This is a genomic window from Candidatus Aalborgicola defluviihabitans, from assembly GCF_016705985.1.
GTDB classification, from domain to species: Bacteria; Pseudomonadota; Gammaproteobacteria; order Burkholderiales; family Burkholderiaceae_C; genus Allorhodoferax; species Allorhodoferax defluviihabitans.
Window position 1 is genome coordinate 107,838 of sequence record NZ_JADJKN010000014.1, and the last position, 18,703, is coordinate 126,540.

Genomic DNA, 18,703 nt, shown 5'->3' on the forward strand with positions numbered 1-18,703 from the left:
GGCTAGTCCTGTTCGGCCAATGTGTCGCTGTGTACTTGATCGAGCCCCGGCTGACCATGCCAGTAACCATTGCAGCCTTCAAAGGGCATCAGCGGCTGCAAACGCGCCAATGCGTCCTGCGGCGACAAGGTGTGCTTGCGTGCGGCGTCAAACACTGCCACCACGTCGGCCATATTTTGCGACTGTGGGCTTAAGCGGACCACGTCCACACCCAAGCTCCGCATGTCATCCAGCGCATCCACCAGGTTGTAGACCTTGGCCGATTGCGTCTGCGTGCCGTTCAGCACCAAAAAGCCTTCGTGCTCACGGGTCTTGAGCATCAGACCATCGGGATGATCCAGGCAACTGAATCGGCAATCGTCTTTGGGCAGGTTGCGCTGGCGCGCGGTAAAGCAGCGCGCCGAGAAAGCCAGCGGCATGCGGCCATAGGCGAATACTTCGGTTTCCAGACCCGCAGGGCGATCGGCTTGGATCACGGCCAAATCGCTGCGTTTCATTTCCAGCGGAATCACCCAGCGGTTGGCGCCCAGCCCGGCCATCCACTGTAAGGTGGGCAGGTTGTAGATGTTGAGGTGCGGGCCAGCCACGAACGGGCCTTTGCCATTCAGGCATTGCACCGCGCCCATGTCATTGGCTTCCACCGCAAATTCGCCGTTGCCGGTGATCTTGTGCATGGTGCCCACTTCGGCACCGGATTCCAGCAGCACCTGGGTGGACAGCACCACTTCCTTGCCGGCCTTCTTCAAAAGTGCGGCAATGTCCAGCCAGTCGGCCAGACGCAGCTCATGTCGGCGTGAGCACACGGCCTCGCCCAGGTACACCACGTCCACCGCGGTTTGGCCCATAGCTTCGTAGAAATTGAAGACGACGTCACGCTGCCAGTAATACTGCAACGGACCGATTGAAATTTTCATGGTTCTTACTTCCAAGGCCGATGGTACGCGCCCAAAGTGTGTTGCTGCCCTTCGGCGATTTGGTCCAGCCCACTCATCCAGATGGGCTTGGGTGCATAGCGGTGCGGGTTGGAATGGCAATGGTCCATGGCTTCGCGCCAGACCTTGGTGACCTGGGCCACATACGCCGGGCTGCGTTGGCGCCCTTCAATCTTGATAGCCTTGACACCCATCTTGAGGAGTTGCGGCAGCAATTCCAGCGTGTTCAAGCTGGTGGGCTCTTCGATGGCGTAATAGTTTTCATCGGAGCCCACATCGAAGCGGCCCTTGCACAGCGTGGGGTAACCAGCATTTTCCCCCGGGGCGTAGCGGTCAATCAGCACACCGTTCAGGCGCGACTCTCGGCCTTGGGGTGTTTCCTCCCAGCGCACGGCCTTGGGTGGCGAGCACACACCATGCGTGTTGGGCGACTCGCCAGTGACGTAGCTGGAAAGTGCACAACGCCCCTCCACCATCACGCACAGGCTGCCAAAGCCAAAAACCTCGATCTCCACCGGCGTCTTTTCAATCACCTGCTGCACCTGGGTCAGCGACAGCACGCGCGGCAGCACGGCGCGCACGATGCCAAATTGCTCGCGGTAGAAATTGATGGCGTCAAAATTGGTGGCCGATCCCTGAACCGACAGATGCAGACGCAGCTTCGGGTGGTGCGTGGCGGCATACTGCATCAGGCCGGGGTCAGCCAGGATCACGGCATCCACGCCCAAATCCACCGCCTTGTCCACCGCCGACTGCCACAGCGAGGGGTTGGCCGCTTGCGGGTACGTGTTAAGCGCCATGAATACCTTGCAACCCCGCGCATGGGCATAGGCAATACCGGTGGCGATGGCGGCTTCGTCAAAGTTCAGACCGGCAAAGTTGCGGGCATTGGTGGCGTCGCGCAGGCCCAGGTAAACGCAACTGGCGCCGTTGTCCACGGCAGCTTTCAGCGCGGGCAGACTACCGGCGGGACAGACCAGTTCCATGGCGGCAGGGGGCGAAATGGACGAAGCAATGGGCGCTACCGTAGCAGCGCTGGAAGGTGTGGGGTGCATGCGGGTGGTGCTTTCGGCGCGAGCGACACTATGAAGCTTTCACGGTGGGTCGAACGATACGTCGACGCCCATTGCCTAGTTTTGATCCTAGTCAACGAAGCGACAAAATGCCAGACATGACCCACTGTTCACCATCTGTTTTTGACGGTTCGTCCCTCGCTTCTTTCAGTTCATCAGTTCGCGCTTGACCCTATTATGGCCTGTACGGTAAACTAATAACCACTTAGTCATTAACGTTATGTCTACTTCCTGTTCCATCTCTGAGATTGCCGCCACCGTGCCGGCCAAACGCGAACGCCGCAAGGACGCCCGTCCGGGCGAGTTGCTGGCTGCCGCGCTGGAGCTGTTTGTGGAAAAGGGTTTTGCCGCCACCCGCGCCGAAGAAGTGGCCAAACGGGCGGGCGTCTCCAAAGGCACCCTGTTCCTCTACTTTTCCAGCAAGGAAGAACTGTTCAAGGCAGTGGTGCGCGAAAATATTTCGGGCAAGTTTGATGCGTGGAACGCCGAATTTGACACCTTTGAAGGCAGCTCCGCCGAACTGCTGCGCTACAGCATCCACGCCTGGTGGGAGCGCATTGGTAACACCAAGGCAGCGGGCATCACCAAGCTGATGATGAGCGAAGCCGGTAACTTTCCCGAACTGGCAGCCTTCTACCAGCACGAAGTCATCCAGCCCGGAAACGACCTGCTGCGCCGGGTACTGCAGCGGGGTGTGGACCGTGGAGAGTTCCGCCCGATGGATTTGCAATATGGCGTCTACACCGTGCTGGCACCCATGCTGTTCCTGGCCACCTGGAAGCATTCCCTGGGTCTGTGCAGTGGAACGGACAACATCATCGATCCCGAGCAGTACATCGCTGTGCAGGTCGAAACCCTGTTGAACGGGCTCAATCGGCGTGCTGATGCCGCGCTAACACCCCAAGGGTTATCCACACCATGAAACGTTGGCTGAAATGGATCGTGGCCGCACTGATTCTGGGCCTGCTGGCAGCCGGTGCCCTGCGCGCACTCTCCGCACGCAAAGTCCAAAAAGACGCACTCGCCGCCCAACAGGAAGTACAAAAGACGCTCACCAGCGTGGAGTTGCTGGCCAGTGACCAGGTGGTGGTGCGCAACGTGGACTTGCCACAGACACTGACCATCTCGGGCCCCATCAAGGCGGTGAACTCCGCCTTGGTAAAGGCCCGTGTCGCTGGCGAGCTGCAAGGCCTGGTGGTGCGCGAAGGCGACGCTGTGAACGCCGGCGACACCATTGCCCGCGTCGACCCCACCGAATTCCAGGCCCGCTTGAACCAGGCCCGCCAGCAGGCCGAGTCGGCCAAAGCGCAGGTGGATATTGCCAAACGCAGTTTCGACAACAACCGATCATTGGTAGACAAAGGGTTTATCTCCAAGACCGCACTCGATTCGTCCATGGCCACGCTGGCGTCAGCAGAGGCGACGTACCGTGCGGCCCAGGCCGGTGCCGAAGTGGCCGCCAAATCGTTGAATGACACCGTCATGCGTGCGCCCATTGCCGGCCAGATTGCACAACGCCTGGCGCAGCCCGGCGAACGGGTGGCGGTCGATGCCCGCATTGTGGAAATTGTGGACCTGAGCCACCTGGAGCTGGAGGCCAGCCTCGACGCCAGTGACTCCCTGCAGGTGCAGGTCGGGCAAACCGCACAACTGACGGTGGAAGGTGCCACCAAACCACTCATGGCCAAGGTGGTGCGCATCAACCCCAGCGCGGTAGCTGGCAGCCGCGCCGTGCTGGCCTACCTGGCGCTGGAACCCAGCCCCGGCCTGCGTCAAGGGCTCTTTGCCCAGGGTTTATTGCAAACCAGTGTGACCCACACGCTGGCCGTGCCACTCGGTACAGTGCGCACCGACAAACCCGCACCCTATGTGCAGCTCATTGACAAAGGGCACATCGTCCACCAAAGCGTGACACTGGGTGCACGCGGCGAACTCAATGGAGTGGCCATGGTCGCCGTACAGGGCGTCGCAGAGGGTGCCTCGGTATTGGTTGGCAGCACGGGCACATTGCGCCCTGGCACGCCAGTAAAGCCCGCAACAACCACCGCAACCGCCCAATAAGCCCATGTGGTTTACCCGCGTCAGTCTGAAGAACCCGGTGTTTGCCACCATGCTCATGCTGGCCTTGGTTGTGTTGGGATTTTTCTCCCTGCAGCGCCTGCAGGTGGACCAGTTTCCCAACATTGATTTCCCCGTGGTGGTAGTGATTGCGGACTACCCAGGTGCATCGCCTGAAATCGTGGAGAGCGAAGTCTCCAAAAAAATCGAGGAAGGCGTTAACTCGATTGCCGGCATCAACGCCCTGACCTCTCGCAGCTATGAAGGCCAGTCGGTGGTGGTGATTGAATTTGGCCTGCACATTGACGGGCGCAAAGCAGCCGATGATGTACGAGAAAAAGTCGCTGCCATACGCCCTAGCCTGCGTGCTGAAGTCAAGGAACCCCGTGTCTTGCGATTTGATCCGGCCGCAAGCCCTGTATGGTCCGTTGCCGTATTGCCCGACACCCGCACAGCGCAGGGCAAGGTCATGGATTCCGTGGAATTAACCAACTGGGCCGATCAGGTTCTTAAGAAAAGACTGGAAAACGTGCGCGGCGTGGGTTCGGTGACGTTGGTGGGGGGCACCAAGCGCGAAATCAATATCTACCTCAACCCGCAGGCATTGGAGGCATTTGGTATCACACCTGAGCAGGTGACATCGGCCGTGCGTAATGAAAATCAGGAGGTGCCAGTGGGCACCATCCACTCCGATGAGCAAGAGCGCGTCATCCAGATTGACGCCCGCATGCAGCGCCCCGAAGATTTCGGCAAGATCATTGTGGCGCGCAAGAACGGTGCGGCGATCCGGGTTGACCAGGTGGCTCGGGTGGCCGACGGTGCGCAGGAAATTGATAGCCTGGCACTCTACAACGGACAACGCACCCTGCTGCTCAATGTGCAGAAAACGCAAGATGAAAACACCATCGCCGTGGTGGACAACCTGCAAAAAACCCTGGCGACCTTGCAAAAGCAGCTCCCCCCCGGCGTGCGACTGGAGCAGATCACCGATGCCTCACGCCAGATCCGTGTTTCGGTCAGCAATGTGCGCAGCACGCTGATCGAAGGAGCCCTGCTGACGGTGCTGATCGTATTTCTGTTCCTCAATTCCTGGCGTTCCACCGTCATCACCGGGTTGACCCTGCCGATCGCGCTGATAGGCACCTTCTTCTTCATGAACCTGTTTGGCTTCACCATCAACATGATCACGTTGATGGCCTTGAGCCTGTGCGTGGGTCTGCTGATTGACGACGCCATTGTGGTTCGGGAAAACATCGTGCGCCATGTCCAAATGGGAAAAACCGCGTACCAGGCCTCACTGGACGGCACGCAGGAAATTGGTCTGGCGGTGCTGGCCACCACACTGTCCATCGTTGCGGTTTTTTTGCCCATTGGATTTATGGGCGGCATCATTGGCAAGTTCTTCCACGAATTCGGCATCACCATCGTGGCAGCGGTGATGATTTCGATGTTCGTCAGCTTCACGCTGGACCCCATGCTCTCCAGCATCTGGCACGACCCCAGCATTGAGGCGCAAGGCCACCGGCACGCCCCGGTCACCTTCTACGACAAGACCATTGGCCGCATCACCGGCTGGTTTGACCACGCTACCGACTGGCTGGTTGATGCCTACCAGAACATTCTGCGCTGGGCCTTGGTGCACAAGTTGGCCACAGTGGGTTTGGCGGTGGGCATCTTTGTGGGAAGTGTGTTCATGGTGCCCTTGCTGGGAACGGAATTCGTGCCGAAGTCGGATTTTTCGGAGACCTCCCTCAGTTTCAACACCCCGGTCGGCTCGTCCCTGGAGATCACCGAGGCCAAGGCGCGCCAGGTGGAAGGCATCATCCGCAGCTTCCCCGAAGTGCGCTATACCCTCACCACCATCAACACCGGCAACACGGCTGGCAAGATGTACGCCAGCACCTACATCCGCCTGGTCGACCGCAAGGACCGCAAGCTGGGCGTGGATGACATGTCCGTGGTATTGCGTGACCGGCTCAAACACGTACCCGGCATCACGGTCACCCACGTGGGACTACTCGACGCCGTAGGCGGCCGAAAGCAAATCCTGTTCTCGATCCAGGGGCCAGATACCGCCGAGCTGGAGCGACTGACCGCACTGGCAATGAAAAAAATCGGCAACGTTGCGGGCTTGGTCGATCTGGACTCCAGTGCCAAACCCAACAAGCCCACGCTGGACGTGGTGGTCAAGCGCGACATCGCCTCCGACCTGGGCTTGTCGGTCGGGCAAATCGGTTCGGCCCTGCGGACCCTGGTGGCCGGCCAGACCGTGGGCAGCTGGCGTGCACCCGACGATCAGACCTACGACGTGAACGTGCGCCTGTCACCCGATGCGCGCAATTCCGCGCGGGATATGGAAATGCTGCCCTTTACGGTAGGTACCAATACCGATGGCAGCGCCCGCATCGTGCGACTCAACCAGGTGGCCAACGTGCGCGAGTCCACCGGCCCCAACCAGATCAACCGCCGCGACCTGACGCGCGAAGTGGCCATCAGCGGCAATGTGAATGGACGTTCTGGCGGCGAGGTGTCGGCCGACATCACCACCGCGATGGACACCATTGCCATGCCGCCTGGCTACAGCTACAAGTTCAGCGGTTCCACCAAGGACATGGCCGAAGCCTTTGGCTACGCCATATCGGCCCTGATGCTGGCGGTCGTGTTTATCTACATGATCCTGGCCAGCCAGTTCAAGAGCTTTTTGCAGCCCCTGGCGTTGATGACCGCCCTGCCGCTGACCCTGATCGGCGTCGTACTGGCGCTGTTGATGTTCAACTCCACCCTGTCCATGTTCTCGATCATCGGGGTCGTGATGCTGATGGGCCTGGTCACCAAGAACGCCATCCTGCTGGTGGACTTTGCCATTCGCGCGCAAGAGGACGGAATGGAACGTTCCGAGGCCCTACTGATGGCGGCTAAAGTGCGGCTGCGCCCGATTTTGATGACCACGTTGGCCATGATCTTCGGCATGGTGCCGCTGGCGTTTGCCATGTCCGAAGGCTCGGAAATGCGCGCCCCCATGGGCCAGGCCGTGATTGGTGGCGTCATCACCTCTTCGTTGCTGACACTGGTGGTTGTTCCTGTGGTGTATTGCTATATGGATGATCTGGCGCAATGGGCAAGACGCACATTTGACCGGACCGAAACCCCGGCCAAGTAAAATTGTCTACAATCGTCCAGCATACCCATTGGAGTATATTTAAATGAACATCGAAACCGCCCGCTACCACATGATTGAGCAGCAGATTCGCCCTTGGGATGTGGCGGATTCATTGGTGCTGGATCTCCTGTCCATTGTCAAGCGCGAAGAATTTGTTCCCAAAGCCCTTAAGGGCTTGGCATTTGCCGATCTGGAAATTCCACTCCAAGGCTCGGGTGAAGATGCTCTCTCCAAGGGTCAGTGCATGCTCGCACCCCGCGTAGAAGCCCGCATGCTGCAAGATTTGGCGGTCAAGCCCCATGAAACCGTGCTGGAAATCGGCGCCGGTTCAGGCTACATGGCGGCCCTGTTGGGCAAACAGGCGCAGAGTGTGGTGACCCTGGAAATCGTTCCCGAACTGGTGACCATGGCCCGCGATAACCTGCGAAACGCCGGCATCCACAATGTCAAGGTGCGCTTGGCCGATGGCGCCAATCTCGGAATGTTCGAAACCAGCGTCGATGTGATCGTTCTCAGCGGCTCGGTGAGTGAAGTTCCGGCCAGCCTGCTCAAACTGCTCAAACCCGGCGGCCGCCTTGGCGCTATCGTCGGCAGCGAACCCGTGATGCGGGGCACACTGATCACCAAGACGGGCGACAGCGCCTTCAAAACCACTCAAGGCTGGGACACATGGGCGCCACGCCTGCAGAACTTCCCGGAGCCTTCGCGCTTTACTTTCTGATACCCACCCCGGAACTGCCCATGCTCGAACAAGTCCGCCCCCGTGACCTCACACAATGGTTCGCCAATGCGACGGCCAAAGGTGCTCCTGTGGTGCTGGACGTGCGCGAGCCGCATGAGCTGCAACTCGCCAGCATCAAGCCCCAGGGCTTTGCGCTGCTGTCCATTCCCATGGGCGTTGTCCCACTGCGCCTGACCGAACTGGACCCAGAACAGCCCATTGCCTGCCTGTGCCACCATGGCGGGCGCAGCATGCAGGTGACACAGTTCCTGCTAAGCCGGGGGTTTGAACATGTTGCCAATATCGCAGGGGGCATCAATGCCTGGTCTGCCGAGCTTGATCCCGCGATACCCCGTTATTGATTTCCCTGCCCTACCCTGCAACCGTTATCTCTTTTCACGAGCCTGAGAAACACTACCATGACCCGTCAAAGCCACTTCTCGAACTTTCGCCTGCTGCCCCTGATGCTTGCCCTGGGGGCTGCCCTGCCGCTTTCAGTTCAGGCACAGAGTCTGATTGACCTGTACACCGCTGCGCGCGGCTATGACACCACCTACCAGGCGGCCAGGTCACAGTTTGACGCCACGCTAGCCAAGGCTGACCAGGCCAAGGCCGGAATCCTGCCACAGGCTGGTCTGGCGTTGGCCGGCAGCAGCAGCAACCAGGCAGTGTTGCCCACGCCAGCGCGCAACTACGCCACCCAGAGTGCCACGATCAGCGCCTCACAGCCGCTGTACCGTCCCGCCAACTGGGCCAGCTACCAGCAGGGAGAAAAATCTCGGGAACTGGCCCAGGCCCAGTTGCAGCAGGCGGAGCAAGACCTGATCGTGCGCGTAAGCCAAGCCTACTTTGATGTGCTGGCTGCCAACGACAGTGTGACCTTCGTGAAAAGCCAAAAGTCCGCCGTAGCCGAACAGCTGGCATCAGCCAAACGTAACTTTGAGGTGGGCACCTCCACCATTACCGATTCGCGCGAGGCGCAAGCCCGCTACGACTTGGTCATTGCCCAGGAACTGGCTGCCGAGAACGACTTCCTGGTGAAGTCCCTGGCGTTGAACCAGTTGGTGGGGCAACCCAACGTGCAACCCAAGCCGCTGAAGGCCCCAGTCGTGCTGGCCCCCGTGGTACCAGCCGATGTGAACCAGTGGGTGGATCAGTCGCAGACCAAGCACCCCGGTATCCAGCAGGCTGATGTGGCCCTGGAAGTCGCCAAACTGGAAACCCAAAAGGCGGTTGCCGGACACAAGCCCACCTTGGACCTAGTGGGCAGCTACACGGCCATCAACAATAGCGATGGCTCGTCCACCTCCGTAGGTGACAGCCGCGTCAATGTTGGCACCGTGGGCCTGAACCTTAACATTCCGTTATTCGCCGGTTTCTCCGTCCAGAACCGCGTCAAGGAAACCACTGCGCTTGAAGAGAAAGCCCGCGCCGATCTGGAAACCGCTAAGCGCAATGTGGCCCAAGGCACCCGCACCGCCTACTATGGCGTGCAGTCCGGTCGGGCGCAGGTAGCTGCCCTCCAGGCCGCCGAAGCGTCCAGCCAGAGCGCGCTCGAAGCCAACCAGTTGGGCTACCAGGTGGGTGTGCGGATCAATATCGATGTGCTGAACTCGCAAAGCCAGTTGTTTGACACCAAGGCCAAGCTGGCCAAGGCCCGTTACGACGTCTTGGTGGGCGAGCTCAAGCTGCGCCAGGCTGCCGGCACCTTGACCGCCGACGACCTGCAACTCATCAACAGCCAGTTGGCACAGTAGTCAACCCAGCCAAGCGACACACCTAGAGGCCAGCCAGCAACTGCTGAACCGCCGTGGCGGTGCGCTGCGCTGCACCGCCGTGATCCCGCCCCAGGCTATGGGCCGCAGTTCGGGCCTGCTGCAATGCGGGTGCTGATTGCAGTAGCGCCAGACAACGGTCGACTGCATCATCCATATCCACCGCCTTAAACGCGGCTCCAGCCCTGCTCGCCAGTTCAGATGCCTCGGCAAAGTTAAACGTGTGTGGCCCCATCACCACCGGACAGCCACAGGCGGTTGCCTCAATCAGGTTCTGCCCACCCAGTGGGGCAAAGCTGCCACCCAGCAGGGCTACATCGGACAAAGCAAAGTACAACGCCATCTCCCCCAGTGAGTCGCCCAGCCAAATATCGGCGGCCTCTGGCCCGCGAGACCAATGGCTGCGCCGAGACACGCTAAACCCCTGCTCCTGACACAACTGCGCCACTGCGTCAAAGCGCTGCGGGTGGCGCGGCACAATTAGCCACTGCACTTCGGATGCTATGTTTTTCGTAGCTACTTGTTTAGATTTCACGAGGGCCGGAGCCATTTTCCTATTCAAAGCTTCGAGCAGAAGTGCCTCTTCCCCCTCTCGTGCACTGGCAAACAAAAGCACTGGACGCTTCAGAGCGCGGCGCCATGCCGCGCCGCGCGCCAGCTGGGATGCATCGGGCGTGGCATCGTACTTGACATTGCCGGTTACGCCCAGCACAGGCGCACCCAATTGGCGAAGGCGTATGGCGTCTTCCCCTGACTGCGCCCACACCGCACGCAGCCCCTGGTAGGCCGGTCGCGCCAGCCACGCCAATCGTTGCGACTGGCGCAGGGACTTCGCACTGAAGCGGGCATTGACCAGGCACAGAGGCATGCGCGCCAGGGCACAAGCTGCCACCATATTGGGCCAGACTTCGGTCTCTACCAACAGGCCAACGCGCGGTTGAAAGTGCGCCAAAAAGCGTTTGACAGCACCGGGTGTATCCCAAGGCTGCCAAACCTGCACATCACCTGGCTGCAAGAGTGCCTGGCCCATGGCACGACCGGTTGCCGTACCATGGGTTAGCAGCAGGCGCATACCCGGCAGGCTGTCGCGTAGACGGTTCACCAAGGCCTGGGCGGCACGCGTCTCTCCCAGCGATACAGCATGCACCCACACGTAAAAATCGGTACTGCCAGCCAAAGCCACGCTAGCGGACGGCACATCGCCATAGTGGCCAAAACGCTCGCCTTGCCGCTCACCATACAATGGTTCGGCACGCGCACGCAGGCGCAGGCGCATCCGCAACAGTGGTTGCAACAGCCACAGGACTAGGGAATAAAGGGCACGCGTCATCGACACATCACGGGTGTAGCGAGTTGGTCCCAGGCCTGCCAGACAGCATCTACCCGCGGACACGGGGTAGCATACACACTCACCTGCTGGACCGCTTGGCGCCCCTCACCTGCAGGGCCGGTGCGCCAGGCGGTGTCAAAGTTGTAGATCTGCACATGGGGCAATCCCAGAGCCACAGCGATATGGCTCAGGCCGCTGTCTACCCCGATGACGCCAGCGCATTGCGCCATGGTATCAACCAGCGCGTCCAACCCCATGGAAGGCCAGACCCAAGCATCATCCAGTTGCGCAGCAATGGCTTCACTGGTGGCCTTCTCTGCCGTCGTACCATGCGCCAGCGCCACGGCAAAGCCGCTGTGGTTCAGGCGCCGGCCCAACTCCACCCAGGACGCCAATGGCCACTGTTTGTCGGCGCGCGACGTGCCGTGCACCAGGGCCACCTGGGGCTTGCGCGGTGCAAAGGAATTGGCGCTATGCCCTGCCGGTAGCGGAGCCAGCACAGCCCGATCGCCAGGCACCAGGCCAAAGCGGTTGGGGCCTTGCAACGTGTAGCCCAGCCCAGCCGCACACAGCAGGCGCGCGCGCTGCACGGCATGCACATGCGGTTCCAGCGCAATGGCTTCATCTGCCACCCAACGCGTGGGGGCCTCGTAGCCCGAGCCTTCAGTCTGGTTGGCCATGGCAATGCGCCGGCCTTGGGGCGTGGTAAGGGCAAGCCAGACAATCAGGGCCGACTTGGTCAGGCCCTGCAGATCAACCACGGCATCATAAGCTTGGGCCTGCAGTTGCTGTTTGAAGGTCTTCCACTCGGCACGGGTTTGGCGCGCCAATGGAGCCTTGCCCCAGCGCCGCAGCTCGCAGGGAATAACCTCGCCCACGCCTTCACAGCGACCCACCAGAGGGGCAAAGGCGCGCTCCACCACCCAGTCGATCTGGATACCGGGCAAGGCAGCACGCAGGTCCTGTACGGCCGGCATGGCATGCACCACATCGCCCAGCGAGGACAGCTTGACGATGAGGACTTTGGCCGGCACAGCCTTCAATGTGCCGCCTCGACAAAGCTGGCATCCGGCTTGACCGAGCGCAGCAAGGCCAGCATGTCGGTCTGGATGCGTTCCAGCGCTTCAGGGGTGTGTCCTTCAAAGCGCAGCACCAGCACCGGCGTGGTGTTGGAAGCGCGGATCAGGCCAAAGCCATCGGGCCAGTCCACGCGAATACCGTCAATCGTATTCACGATGGCCGGCGATGCAAACGCAGCCTTGGCCACCAACTGATCCACCAGCGCATGCGGCTCACCCTCGGCGCACTGCACATTAAGTTCTGGCGTGGAGAAGCTGGTGGGCAGGTCGTTGAGCAAGGCGTTGGCGTCAGCCACTTTGCTGACGATTTCCAGCAACCTTGCCCCGGCGTAGGTGCCGTCGTCAAAACCGTACCAGCGCTCTTTGAAGAAGATGTGGCCACTCATCTCGCCGCCCAAGGGCGAACCAATTTCACGCATCTTGGCCTTGATCAGCGAGTGGCCGGTTTTAAACATCAACGGCACGCCACCCGCCGCAGCAATGGTGGGCGCCACGCGCTGCGAACACTTCACGTCGAAGATGATGGTTCCGCCAGGCACACGACTCAGCACATCGCGAGCAAACAGCATCATCTGGCGATCGGGGTAGATGTTGGTGCCGTCTTTGGTGACAATGCCCAGCCGGTCACCATCGCCATCAAAGGCCAAGCCGAGTTCGGCGTCGCTGGCCTTCAGCGCGGCGATAAGGTCCTTCAGGTTTTCGGGCTTGCTGGGGTCTGGATGGTGGTTGGGAAAGGTGCCATCCACATCGCTAAACAGTTCGGTCACCTCGCAGCCAATGGCGCGCAGAATGTCCGGTGCCGAGGCACCGGCCACGCCGTTACCGCAGTCCACCACAATCTTGAGCGGTCGGGCCAGCTTGATGTCACCCACGATACGCGTGCGGTAGGCCTCCAGCACATCCGCCCCCTGGCGCGCGCCGCCGGATTTGAGCGACCAGCTTTCCGACTCGATAGCCTTGCGCAAATTCTGGATGTCGTCGCCATAGATGGCACGACCGGCCAGCACCATCTTGAAGCCGTTGTAATCCTTGGGGTTGTGGCTGCCAGTAACCTGAATGCCGCTTGCACACAGCGTGTTGGCCGCGAAGTACAGCATGGGCGTGGTCACCATGCCTACGTCGATGACGGTTATGCCCGCGTCTTGCAGGCCGGCCATCAGTGCCGCGGCCAGGGACGGACCGCTCAAACGGCCATCACGCCCCACGGCCACTGTTGTCTGCCCTTCGGCTAAAGCAACTGTTCCAAAGGCCCGGCCCAGACCGCGAGCAACCGCTTCATTGATGGTGGTTGGCACAATGCCGCGGATGTCATAGGCTTTGAAGATACTGGGGGAGACTTGCATTGGACCTGTTTTCCCTTTGGAGAGTGATGCGCAACCCGCCAAAACACATGCGACGGAGCTGACCGCGGCATTGTAGGCGGGCCACCCGCCAGAGCAACATCAAGCCAATGCAAGGCTATTTCACGAGACTGGTCTCACCGGAACGGAATTCAGATCTACCGAATTACTTGCAAAATGTATTTTTAGAAAATCATTCCGTGAATTTTTCTTTCATTTTGAATTCTTTATCAAAATTGAACCCCGGATAATTATTGCCACTGAAAGTGGTAGCCCAGTGGATCAGTTTTGTTGTATTGTCAGCAAACTTGAATTTTACATTGACGGTGAATTGCCATATATCGCCCTTTGCCCCATACACCAAAACATAACCCCCTTCACTAAAATCTGATAGATAAGTATTTGCTACCTTTATATCTAAAACTTGCTTATTACCCTCATCCCATTTGGCGGGATCTTCTATCCGATATTCTACTATCTTGGTTTTCGGCTCATATTGACCAGTGGCATTATAAATTTTGTCATGTGTTTTTGAAAACACAAAAATATAAATAGGCTTACCCGCTTCTTTATCATGCGCACCGGTTGTGAAGGCGAACTCGACCGAAACCAGTTTTGGACCCTTTGCGACAGGTGCAGGGTTAGTCGATTGGACAATAAAGTTTTTGTCGAAATTGATGGAAACCGATAAATTATCTGATGTGCCAAAATTAAATTGATAATAACCTGATGTACCACCCTCCATTTTGCTGCGAAGCTCACTGAGTTGAATTTTTTCACTGAATACTGGTGCGTTGTAATAGTCCTTACTTATACTCGCCAATACCTTTGTGTATTGCTGATTGGGCACTAGCACCTGCGCTACTGTCAATTTCATTTTTGCATCGGTTGCTACATGCAGGACATCACCGTCAATCCACGCTTTGATATATTTATATCGTGCTTTGAATTCATCGGGGATAACAAAACTGGGCGTTGGTTTATACGCTGAATAGAGTGCGTCATTTTTGTGCGCATTCTCATTGAATTCATTGATCTTGCTCTCTCTGGACGGGGTATTGTCTTTTTTTTCTTGCGGCGCCTGAGGTACTAACACGGCCGGAGGGATGTTGTGCATGGAGTTGCCCGCAGCGGTACCCATACCGATAGGCTTGGGCGCAGAGCCCAGGGCGCTGGCTGGTGGGCGCAACTGGGTGGGCTGCGCCCAGCTACTGCCGGCAGCTGCGGCAGCCAGCGCCACTACAAGCGTGGATGCCAGCTTGGCGACGAGCCCCATTCGACGATTTACTTGCATGTCTTTCTCCCAATAATGGAGGGAGCCACCCGAAATGTGCAGCCCTTAGGGGATAAGACGCAATGCATCCGGGGATTGCGACATCGACCGAAAAAAATGAATACGCGCGACATAGCGCTGCGCAGACGGTGCTCACCCACCCCACCCACATGTCCGAAAACGGCTATTACCCGCCGAATGGCTGCGTATCATCCACACCATGCCCCCAACCACCCCCGCCCCAGCGATGGCCACTCCAGCCGCCAGTGACGCCTGTTACCTGGCACTCAAGGCGAGGGATGCGCGGTTCGATGGGCGCTTCTTTACCGGCATTACCTCCACCGGCATCTACTGCCGCCCGGTCTGCAAAGTGCGCACGCCCAAACGGGAAAACTGCCTGTTCTTTGCGCTGGCGGCGCAAGCCGAGTCCGCCGGGTTTCGCCCCTGCCTGCGCTGCCGCCCCGAGCTGGCGCCGGCTGGCGCCGCGGGCTCCGACACGCTGCGGCCCTGGTCAACGCAGGATGCGTCTTTCATCCTGGCCCGCCAAGCTGCTGAACTGCTGGACGAGCCCGGCCTGTGGAGCGATGGCACACCCAGCATGGCTAACGTAGCGGCACGCCTGGGCGTGAGTGAGCGCCATGTGCGCCGCATCTTCGAGACGCATTGGGGGGTGTCACCCTTGCAATACCTGCAGACACGCCGACTCTTGATGGCCAAGCGGCTGCTGACCGATACGCGCCTGCCGGTGGCCCAGGTGGCAGGCTTGAGCGGCTTTTCCAGCGTGCGGCGCTTCAACGCGAGCTTTGTTGAACACTACCGACTGCAGCCGCGCCAGTTGCGCCAGAAGCGGGACGCACAGGACACGCAAGACAGCCAGCGGGAGCCGAGCGCCATCGTGCTCAAGGCTTCCTACCGCCCGCCCTATGACGTGGCCGCGATGTTGGACTTCTTTGCCACCCGACTAATTGATGGCGTGGAATCGGTGGAGCCGCAGCAGCTGACGCTGGCACGCACCCTGGCCTTGCCGCATGGCGGGCGCACTCTGGTGGGTTGGGTACGAGTGCAGTTTGTGCCCGATGCCTGCTCGGTGGTGTTCCAAATCAGCCCCAGCCTAGGCGACGTGCTACCCCAGGTGCTGGCCCGGCTGCGCGCCCTGCTGGACTTGGACGCCGACCCCTGGGCCGTCAATGCGGCGCTGCAAGGCGACTTCCCCGGCTTTGAAGGTCAGCGGGTACCCGGCTGCCTGGATGGTTTTGAGCTGGGTGTGCGCGCCATTCTGGGCCAACAGATCACCGTCAAGGCGGCGTGCACGTTGGGCACGCGGCTGGTAGAACGCTTTGGCACCGATCTGCCCGCGCCGGTTGGCGGCATGCGCCGTCTCTTTCCCACACCGCAGGCCTTGGCCCAGGCCACGGGGGATGCGTTGGGCCAAATTGGTATTGTGCGCCAGCGCCAGCGCGCCATTCAGGCGCTGGCACAGGCGGTGGCGGATGGGCATTTGATGTTGCAGCCGGGCGTCGATATTGCCGACACGCTGGCCGCCCTGCAAGCCCTACCGGGCATTGGCCCCTGGACCGCGCAATACATTGCCATGCGCGCCCTGCGCTGGCCGGATGCCTTTGTGACGGGCGATGTGGCGCTGCAAAAGGCGCTGGGCGTACGCGATGCCAAGAACCCAGCACTGGCCGCAGAACAAGCATCCGAGCGCTGGAAGCCCTGGCGCAGCTATGCCGTGGTGCGCGCTTGGGCCAGCCTGGCTCCAACGTCCACCGATCAGTAGCTATTACTTTGATAGTGGTTTACGTATATTTCACGAGGGCTAGAGCCTGATTTGACCATGAAACATTTTCAAACTGTGCGATATGCACTCCAAAGCCCCTGGGGCCCCATGACGCTGGCCGCTACCGACTCTGCATTGGTCTGGACCGGCTTTGTTGGCCAAAAGCACGCACCCGACACCAGCGCCTGGCCACTCTCACGCGACAACCCGGTACTGCGCCAGACTGCCGAACAATTGCAGCAATACTTTGCCGCCGAACGCACGGTGTTTGCCCTGCCGCTGGACCTGCGCAGCGGCACGGCATTCCAGCAAGCGGTATGGCACAGCCTGCTAGCCATTACGGCGGGTTCCACCCAAACCTACGGCGCTGTCAGTGAGGCCATTGGCCGACCCAAGGCCGTGCGCGCCGTCGGTGCGGCCATTGGGCGCAACCCCATCAGCATCATCGTGCCCTGCCACCGCGTGGTGGGTAGCACCGGCGCGCTGACGGGCTACGCCGGCGGTGTAGAGCGCAAGCACGCGCTGCTGCACCTGGAAGGGGTTTTATGAGTCATGCGTCCAAAGCTTGGAAGCTGGACTTTGTGCTGCTGGCTGCCATTTGGGGTGCGTCTTTTTTATTCATGCGGATGGGGGCGCTGGAACTGGGGGTCATGGCCACGGCTGGCCTGCGGGTGGGCATTGCGTCGATCTTTTTGCTGCCTCTGCTGCTGGCGCGCGGGCTGGGTCCGGTGCTGCGCAACCACTGGAAGCAGGTGCTGGTGGTGGGCATTCTGAACTCGGCCATTCCTATTGCCTGCTTCAGCTATGCCTTGCTGTCCATCACCACCGGCCTGACGTCCATTCTCAACGCCACCACGCCGTTGTTCGGTGCCGTCATTGCCTGGTTGTGGCTCAAGGACAAACCCAATGGTTTGCGCACCCTGGGCCTGACCATCGGCTTTGTCGGCGTGGCTTTGTTGGCTTGGGACAAAGCCAGCTTCAAACCCGATGCATCAGGCGCCTCCAGTGGTTGGGCGGTACTGGCTTGCCTGCTGGCCACGCTGTGCTATGGGCTTTCTGCCAGTTTCACCAAACTCCACCTGAACCACGTGCCCTCATTGGTATCGGCTACCGGCAGCCAATTGGGTGCGACGGTGGTGTTGCTGCCGCTAAGCTGGTGGTTCTGGCCCGACCACGCAGTATCAACGCACGCCTGGCTGTCAGTCATCGCCCTGGGCGTGTTGTGCTCTGGTGTAGCCTACATTGTGTTTTTTCGGCTGATTGAGCGGGCCGGCCCGGCGCGGGCGCTGTCAGTCACCTTTGCCATTCCGGTGTTTGCCCTTCTGTACGGCGTAGTACTGCTGGGCGAGGTAATTACCCTCTGGATGGTGCTCTGCGGCCTAGTCATCGTGGTAGGCACTGGCCTATCCAGCGGATTGCTTACCCTGCGTCGCAAGCCCTGATCACTGGATAGCCCCCGCCATCACATTGATACTCAGGGCCAGCACCAGCATGTTGAAAGCAAAGGCGGTTAGGCTATGCAACAGCGTCAGCCGCCGCATTTGGCGCGAGGTAACCACCACGTCCGACACCTGCGACGTCATCCCCACCACGTGGGCGTAGTACAAAAAATCAAAGTAGTCGGGTGGCAGCTTGCCGGGAAACTCCAGCCCCGCACCTTGGGGGTGGCGGTGCAGCTCCGACTGGTAGTACAGATGGGCATAGCGAAAGGCGAAGATGGTCTGCATCAGCAACCACGACGATGCCAGCGCTGCCATGGACAGGGCCAGATGCCCCAGCCGCTGCGGGCTGGACAAATCTTTGACGTGCTGCAGCATGAGCGCAATAGCGCCCACGCTGATGAAGGTCGACAGCAGCATCAATATGAACAAAATCCAGCCAGACTGGTCTTGTGCCTGGGCCCGCAAGCGGGTACGTGGCGCGTCGAACTCTACCGCCAACCACCAGGCCAGTACCAAAAAAGTGGCGGTGCCGGCGCACCAGGCCAGCAACATTTGCGACGGCAATGCCAGTGGCAGCGGAAGCAAGGCCACCACTGCGCCTGCGGTGGCCGCGTAGACCAAACGCTGGTGCCCTGACGTCTCGGAAAAATGCCTGTACATGCGGCATTGTCGCGCTTTGTTGGGCCAGGGTTTCCCGCGTATAGTGCGGTGAAGATCCACACTGCCCCTCCACTGTCAAT

The 18,703-nt window shown here is 59.9% G+C and carries 16 protein-coding genes; 9 read left to right on the forward strand and 7 right to left on the reverse strand.

Annotated elements, in window-relative coordinates; all coding sequences use genetic code 11:
- Positions 1 to 2 precede the first annotated feature (2 nt).
- Entirely contained in the window at positions 3 to 914 is a 912-nt protein-coding gene (locus IPI80_RS14690; protein ID WP_413861360.1) for a U32 family peptidase, read from the reverse strand.
- A 5-nt stretch (positions 915 to 919) separates the two neighbouring features.
- Positions 920 to 1,918, reverse strand: coding sequence for a ubiquinone anaerobic biosynthesis protein UbiU (gene ubiU / locus IPI80_RS14695; protein ID WP_413861411.1), 999 nt, complete (start codon positions 1,916 to 1,918; stop codon positions 920 to 922).
- Between the two features lie 307 nt (positions 1,919 to 2,225).
- Here ubiU and IPI80_RS14700 point away from each other — a divergent pair, with 307 nt between their 5' ends.
- From IPI80_RS14700 to IPI80_RS14725, 6 genes are read left to right on the forward strand one after another with little or no spacing between them, the layout of a single operon-like run.
- Positions 2,226 to 2,927, forward strand: coding sequence for a TetR/AcrR family transcriptional regulator (locus IPI80_RS14700; protein WP_413861362.1), 702 nt, complete (start codon positions 2,226 to 2,228; stop codon positions 2,925 to 2,927).
- Complete coding sequence (locus IPI80_RS14705) at positions 2,924 to 4,066, forward strand: efflux RND transporter periplasmic adaptor subunit (protein WP_413861364.1); 1,143 nt, start codon at positions 2,924 to 2,926, stop codon at positions 4,064 to 4,066. The genes IPI80_RS14700 and IPI80_RS14705 overlap by 4 nt, the downstream gene beginning before the upstream one ends.
- A gap of 4 nt (positions 4,067 to 4,070) precedes the next feature.
- The gene (locus tag IPI80_RS14710) at positions 4,071 to 7,223 is read left to right on the forward strand and encodes an efflux RND transporter permease subunit (protein WP_413861366.1); all 3,153 of its coding nucleotides are present in this window, start codon (positions 4,071 to 4,073) and stop codon (positions 7,221 to 7,223) included.
- 43 nt (positions 7,224 to 7,266) lie between these two features.
- Positions 7,267 to 7,944, forward strand: a complete 678-nt coding sequence (locus IPI80_RS14715; protein WP_413861368.1) for a protein-L-isoaspartate O-methyltransferase family protein — start codon at positions 7,267 to 7,269, stop codon at positions 7,942 to 7,944.
- A gap of 20 nt (positions 7,945 to 7,964) precedes the next feature.
- Entirely contained in the window at positions 7,965 to 8,306 is a 342-nt protein-coding gene (locus IPI80_RS14720; RefSeq protein ID WP_413861370.1) for a rhodanese-like domain-containing protein, read from the forward strand.
- 57 nt (positions 8,307 to 8,363) lie between these two features.
- Entirely contained in the window at positions 8,364 to 9,701 is a 1,338-nt protein-coding gene (locus IPI80_RS14725) for a TolC family outer membrane protein (RefSeq protein WP_413861372.1), read from the forward strand.
- A gap of 22 nt (positions 9,702 to 9,723) precedes the next feature.
- Here IPI80_RS14725 and IPI80_RS14730 read toward each other — a convergent pair whose 3' ends face one another.
- The 4 genes from IPI80_RS14730 to IPI80_RS14745 form a co-directional block, all read right to left on the reverse strand.
- Positions 9,724 to 11,049, reverse strand: coding sequence for a 3-deoxy-D-manno-octulosonic acid transferase (locus tag IPI80_RS14730; RefSeq protein ID WP_413861374.1), 1,326 nt, complete (start codon positions 11,047 to 11,049; stop codon positions 9,724 to 9,726).
- The gene (gene waaC / locus IPI80_RS14735) at positions 11,046 to 12,083 is read right to left on the reverse strand and encodes a lipopolysaccharide heptosyltransferase I (protein ID WP_413861376.1); all 1,038 of its coding nucleotides are present in this window, start codon (positions 12,081 to 12,083) and stop codon (positions 11,046 to 11,048) included. Before waaC ends, IPI80_RS14730 begins: the two co-directional genes overlap by 4 nt.
- A gap of 5 nt (positions 12,084 to 12,088) precedes the next feature.
- Positions 12,089 to 13,471: a phosphomannomutase/phosphoglucomutase gene (locus IPI80_RS14740; protein ID WP_413861378.1), complete on the reverse strand. Its 1,383-nt coding sequence runs from the start codon at positions 13,469 to 13,471 to the stop codon at positions 12,089 to 12,091.
- A gap of 190 nt (positions 13,472 to 13,661) precedes the next feature.
- Positions 13,662 to 14,762 carry a hypothetical protein gene (locus IPI80_RS14745; RefSeq protein ID WP_413861380.1) on the reverse strand — a complete coding sequence of 367 codons (1,101 nt, stop codon included), beginning with the start codon at positions 14,760 to 14,762 and terminating at the stop codon, positions 13,662 to 13,664.
- 199 nt (positions 14,763 to 14,961) lie between these two features.
- On the opposite strand from IPI80_RS14745, the gene IPI80_RS14750 reads away from it, so the two are divergent.
- From IPI80_RS14750 to IPI80_RS14760, 3 genes are read left to right on the forward strand one after another with little or no spacing between them, the layout of a single operon-like run.
- Entirely contained in the window at positions 14,962 to 16,521 is a 1,560-nt protein-coding gene (locus tag IPI80_RS14750; protein WP_413861382.1) for a DNA-3-methyladenine glycosylase 2 family protein, read from the forward strand.
- A gap of 57 nt (positions 16,522 to 16,578) precedes the next feature.
- Positions 16,579 to 17,070, forward strand: coding sequence for a methylated-DNA--[protein]-cysteine S-methyltransferase (locus IPI80_RS14755; protein WP_413861384.1), 492 nt, complete (start codon positions 16,579 to 16,581; stop codon positions 17,068 to 17,070).
- Positions 17,067 to 17,963, forward strand: coding sequence for a DMT family transporter (locus IPI80_RS14760; RefSeq protein WP_413861386.1), 897 nt, complete (start codon positions 17,067 to 17,069; stop codon positions 17,961 to 17,963). Before IPI80_RS14755 ends, IPI80_RS14760 begins: the two co-directional genes overlap by 4 nt.
- On the opposite strand, the gene IPI80_RS14765 is transcribed toward IPI80_RS14760, so the two are convergent.
- Positions 17,964 to 18,623 carry a DUF1345 domain-containing protein gene (locus IPI80_RS14765; RefSeq protein WP_413861388.1) on the reverse strand — a complete coding sequence of 220 codons (660 nt, stop codon included), beginning with the start codon at positions 18,621 to 18,623 and terminating at the stop codon, positions 17,964 to 17,966. It lies immediately after the preceding gene.
- Positions 18,624 to 18,703: the final 80 nt, after the last annotated feature.

Coding starts and splice junctions, on each gene's coding strand:
- ubiU (WP_413861411.1), bottom strand. CDS start 1,918: ATGGAACTGGTCTGTCCCGCCGGTAGTCTGCCCGCGCTGAAAGCTGCC.
- IPI80_RS14745 (WP_413861380.1), bottom strand. CDS start 14,762: ATGCAAGTAAATCGTCGAATGGGGCTCGTCGCCAAGCTGGCATCCACG.
- IPI80_RS14720 (WP_413861370.1), top strand. CDS start 7,965: ATGCTCGAACAAGTCCGCCCCCGTGACCTCACACAATGGTTCGCCAAT.
- IPI80_RS14765 (WP_413861388.1), bottom strand. CDS start 18,623: ATGTACAGGCATTTTTCCGAGACGTCAGGGCACCAGCGTTTGGTCTAC.
- IPI80_RS14750 (WP_413861382.1), top strand. CDS start 14,962: ATGCCCCCAACCACCCCCGCCCCAGCGATGGCCACTCCAGCCGCCAGT.
- IPI80_RS14715 (WP_413861368.1), top strand. CDS start 7,267: ATGAACATCGAAACCGCCCGCTACCACATGATTGAGCAGCAGATTCGC.
- IPI80_RS14690 (WP_413861360.1), bottom strand. CDS start 914: ATGAAAATTTCAATCGGTCCGTTGCAGTATTACTGGCAGCGTGACGTC.
- IPI80_RS14760 (WP_413861386.1), top strand. CDS start 17,067: ATGAGTCATGCGTCCAAAGCTTGGAAGCTGGACTTTGTGCTGCTGGCT.
- IPI80_RS14755 (WP_413861384.1), top strand. CDS start 16,579: ATGAAACATTTTCAAACTGTGCGATATGCACTCCAAAGCCCCTGGGGC.
- IPI80_RS14730 (WP_413861374.1), bottom strand. CDS start 11,049: ATGACGCGTGCCCTTTATTCCCTAGTCCTGTGGCTGTTGCAACCACTG.
- IPI80_RS14700 (WP_413861362.1), top strand. CDS start 2,226: ATGTCTACTTCCTGTTCCATCTCTGAGATTGCCGCCACCGTGCCGGCC.
- IPI80_RS14710 (WP_413861366.1), top strand. CDS start 4,071: ATGTGGTTTACCCGCGTCAGTCTGAAGAACCCGGTGTTTGCCACCATG.
- IPI80_RS14705 (WP_413861364.1), top strand. CDS start 2,924: ATGAAACGTTGGCTGAAATGGATCGTGGCCGCACTGATTCTGGGCCTG.
- IPI80_RS14725 (WP_413861372.1), top strand. CDS start 8,364: ATGACCCGTCAAAGCCACTTCTCGAACTTTCGCCTGCTGCCCCTGATG.
- IPI80_RS14740 (WP_413861378.1), bottom strand. CDS start 13,471: ATGCAAGTCTCCCCCAGTATCTTCAAAGCCTATGACATCCGCGGCATT.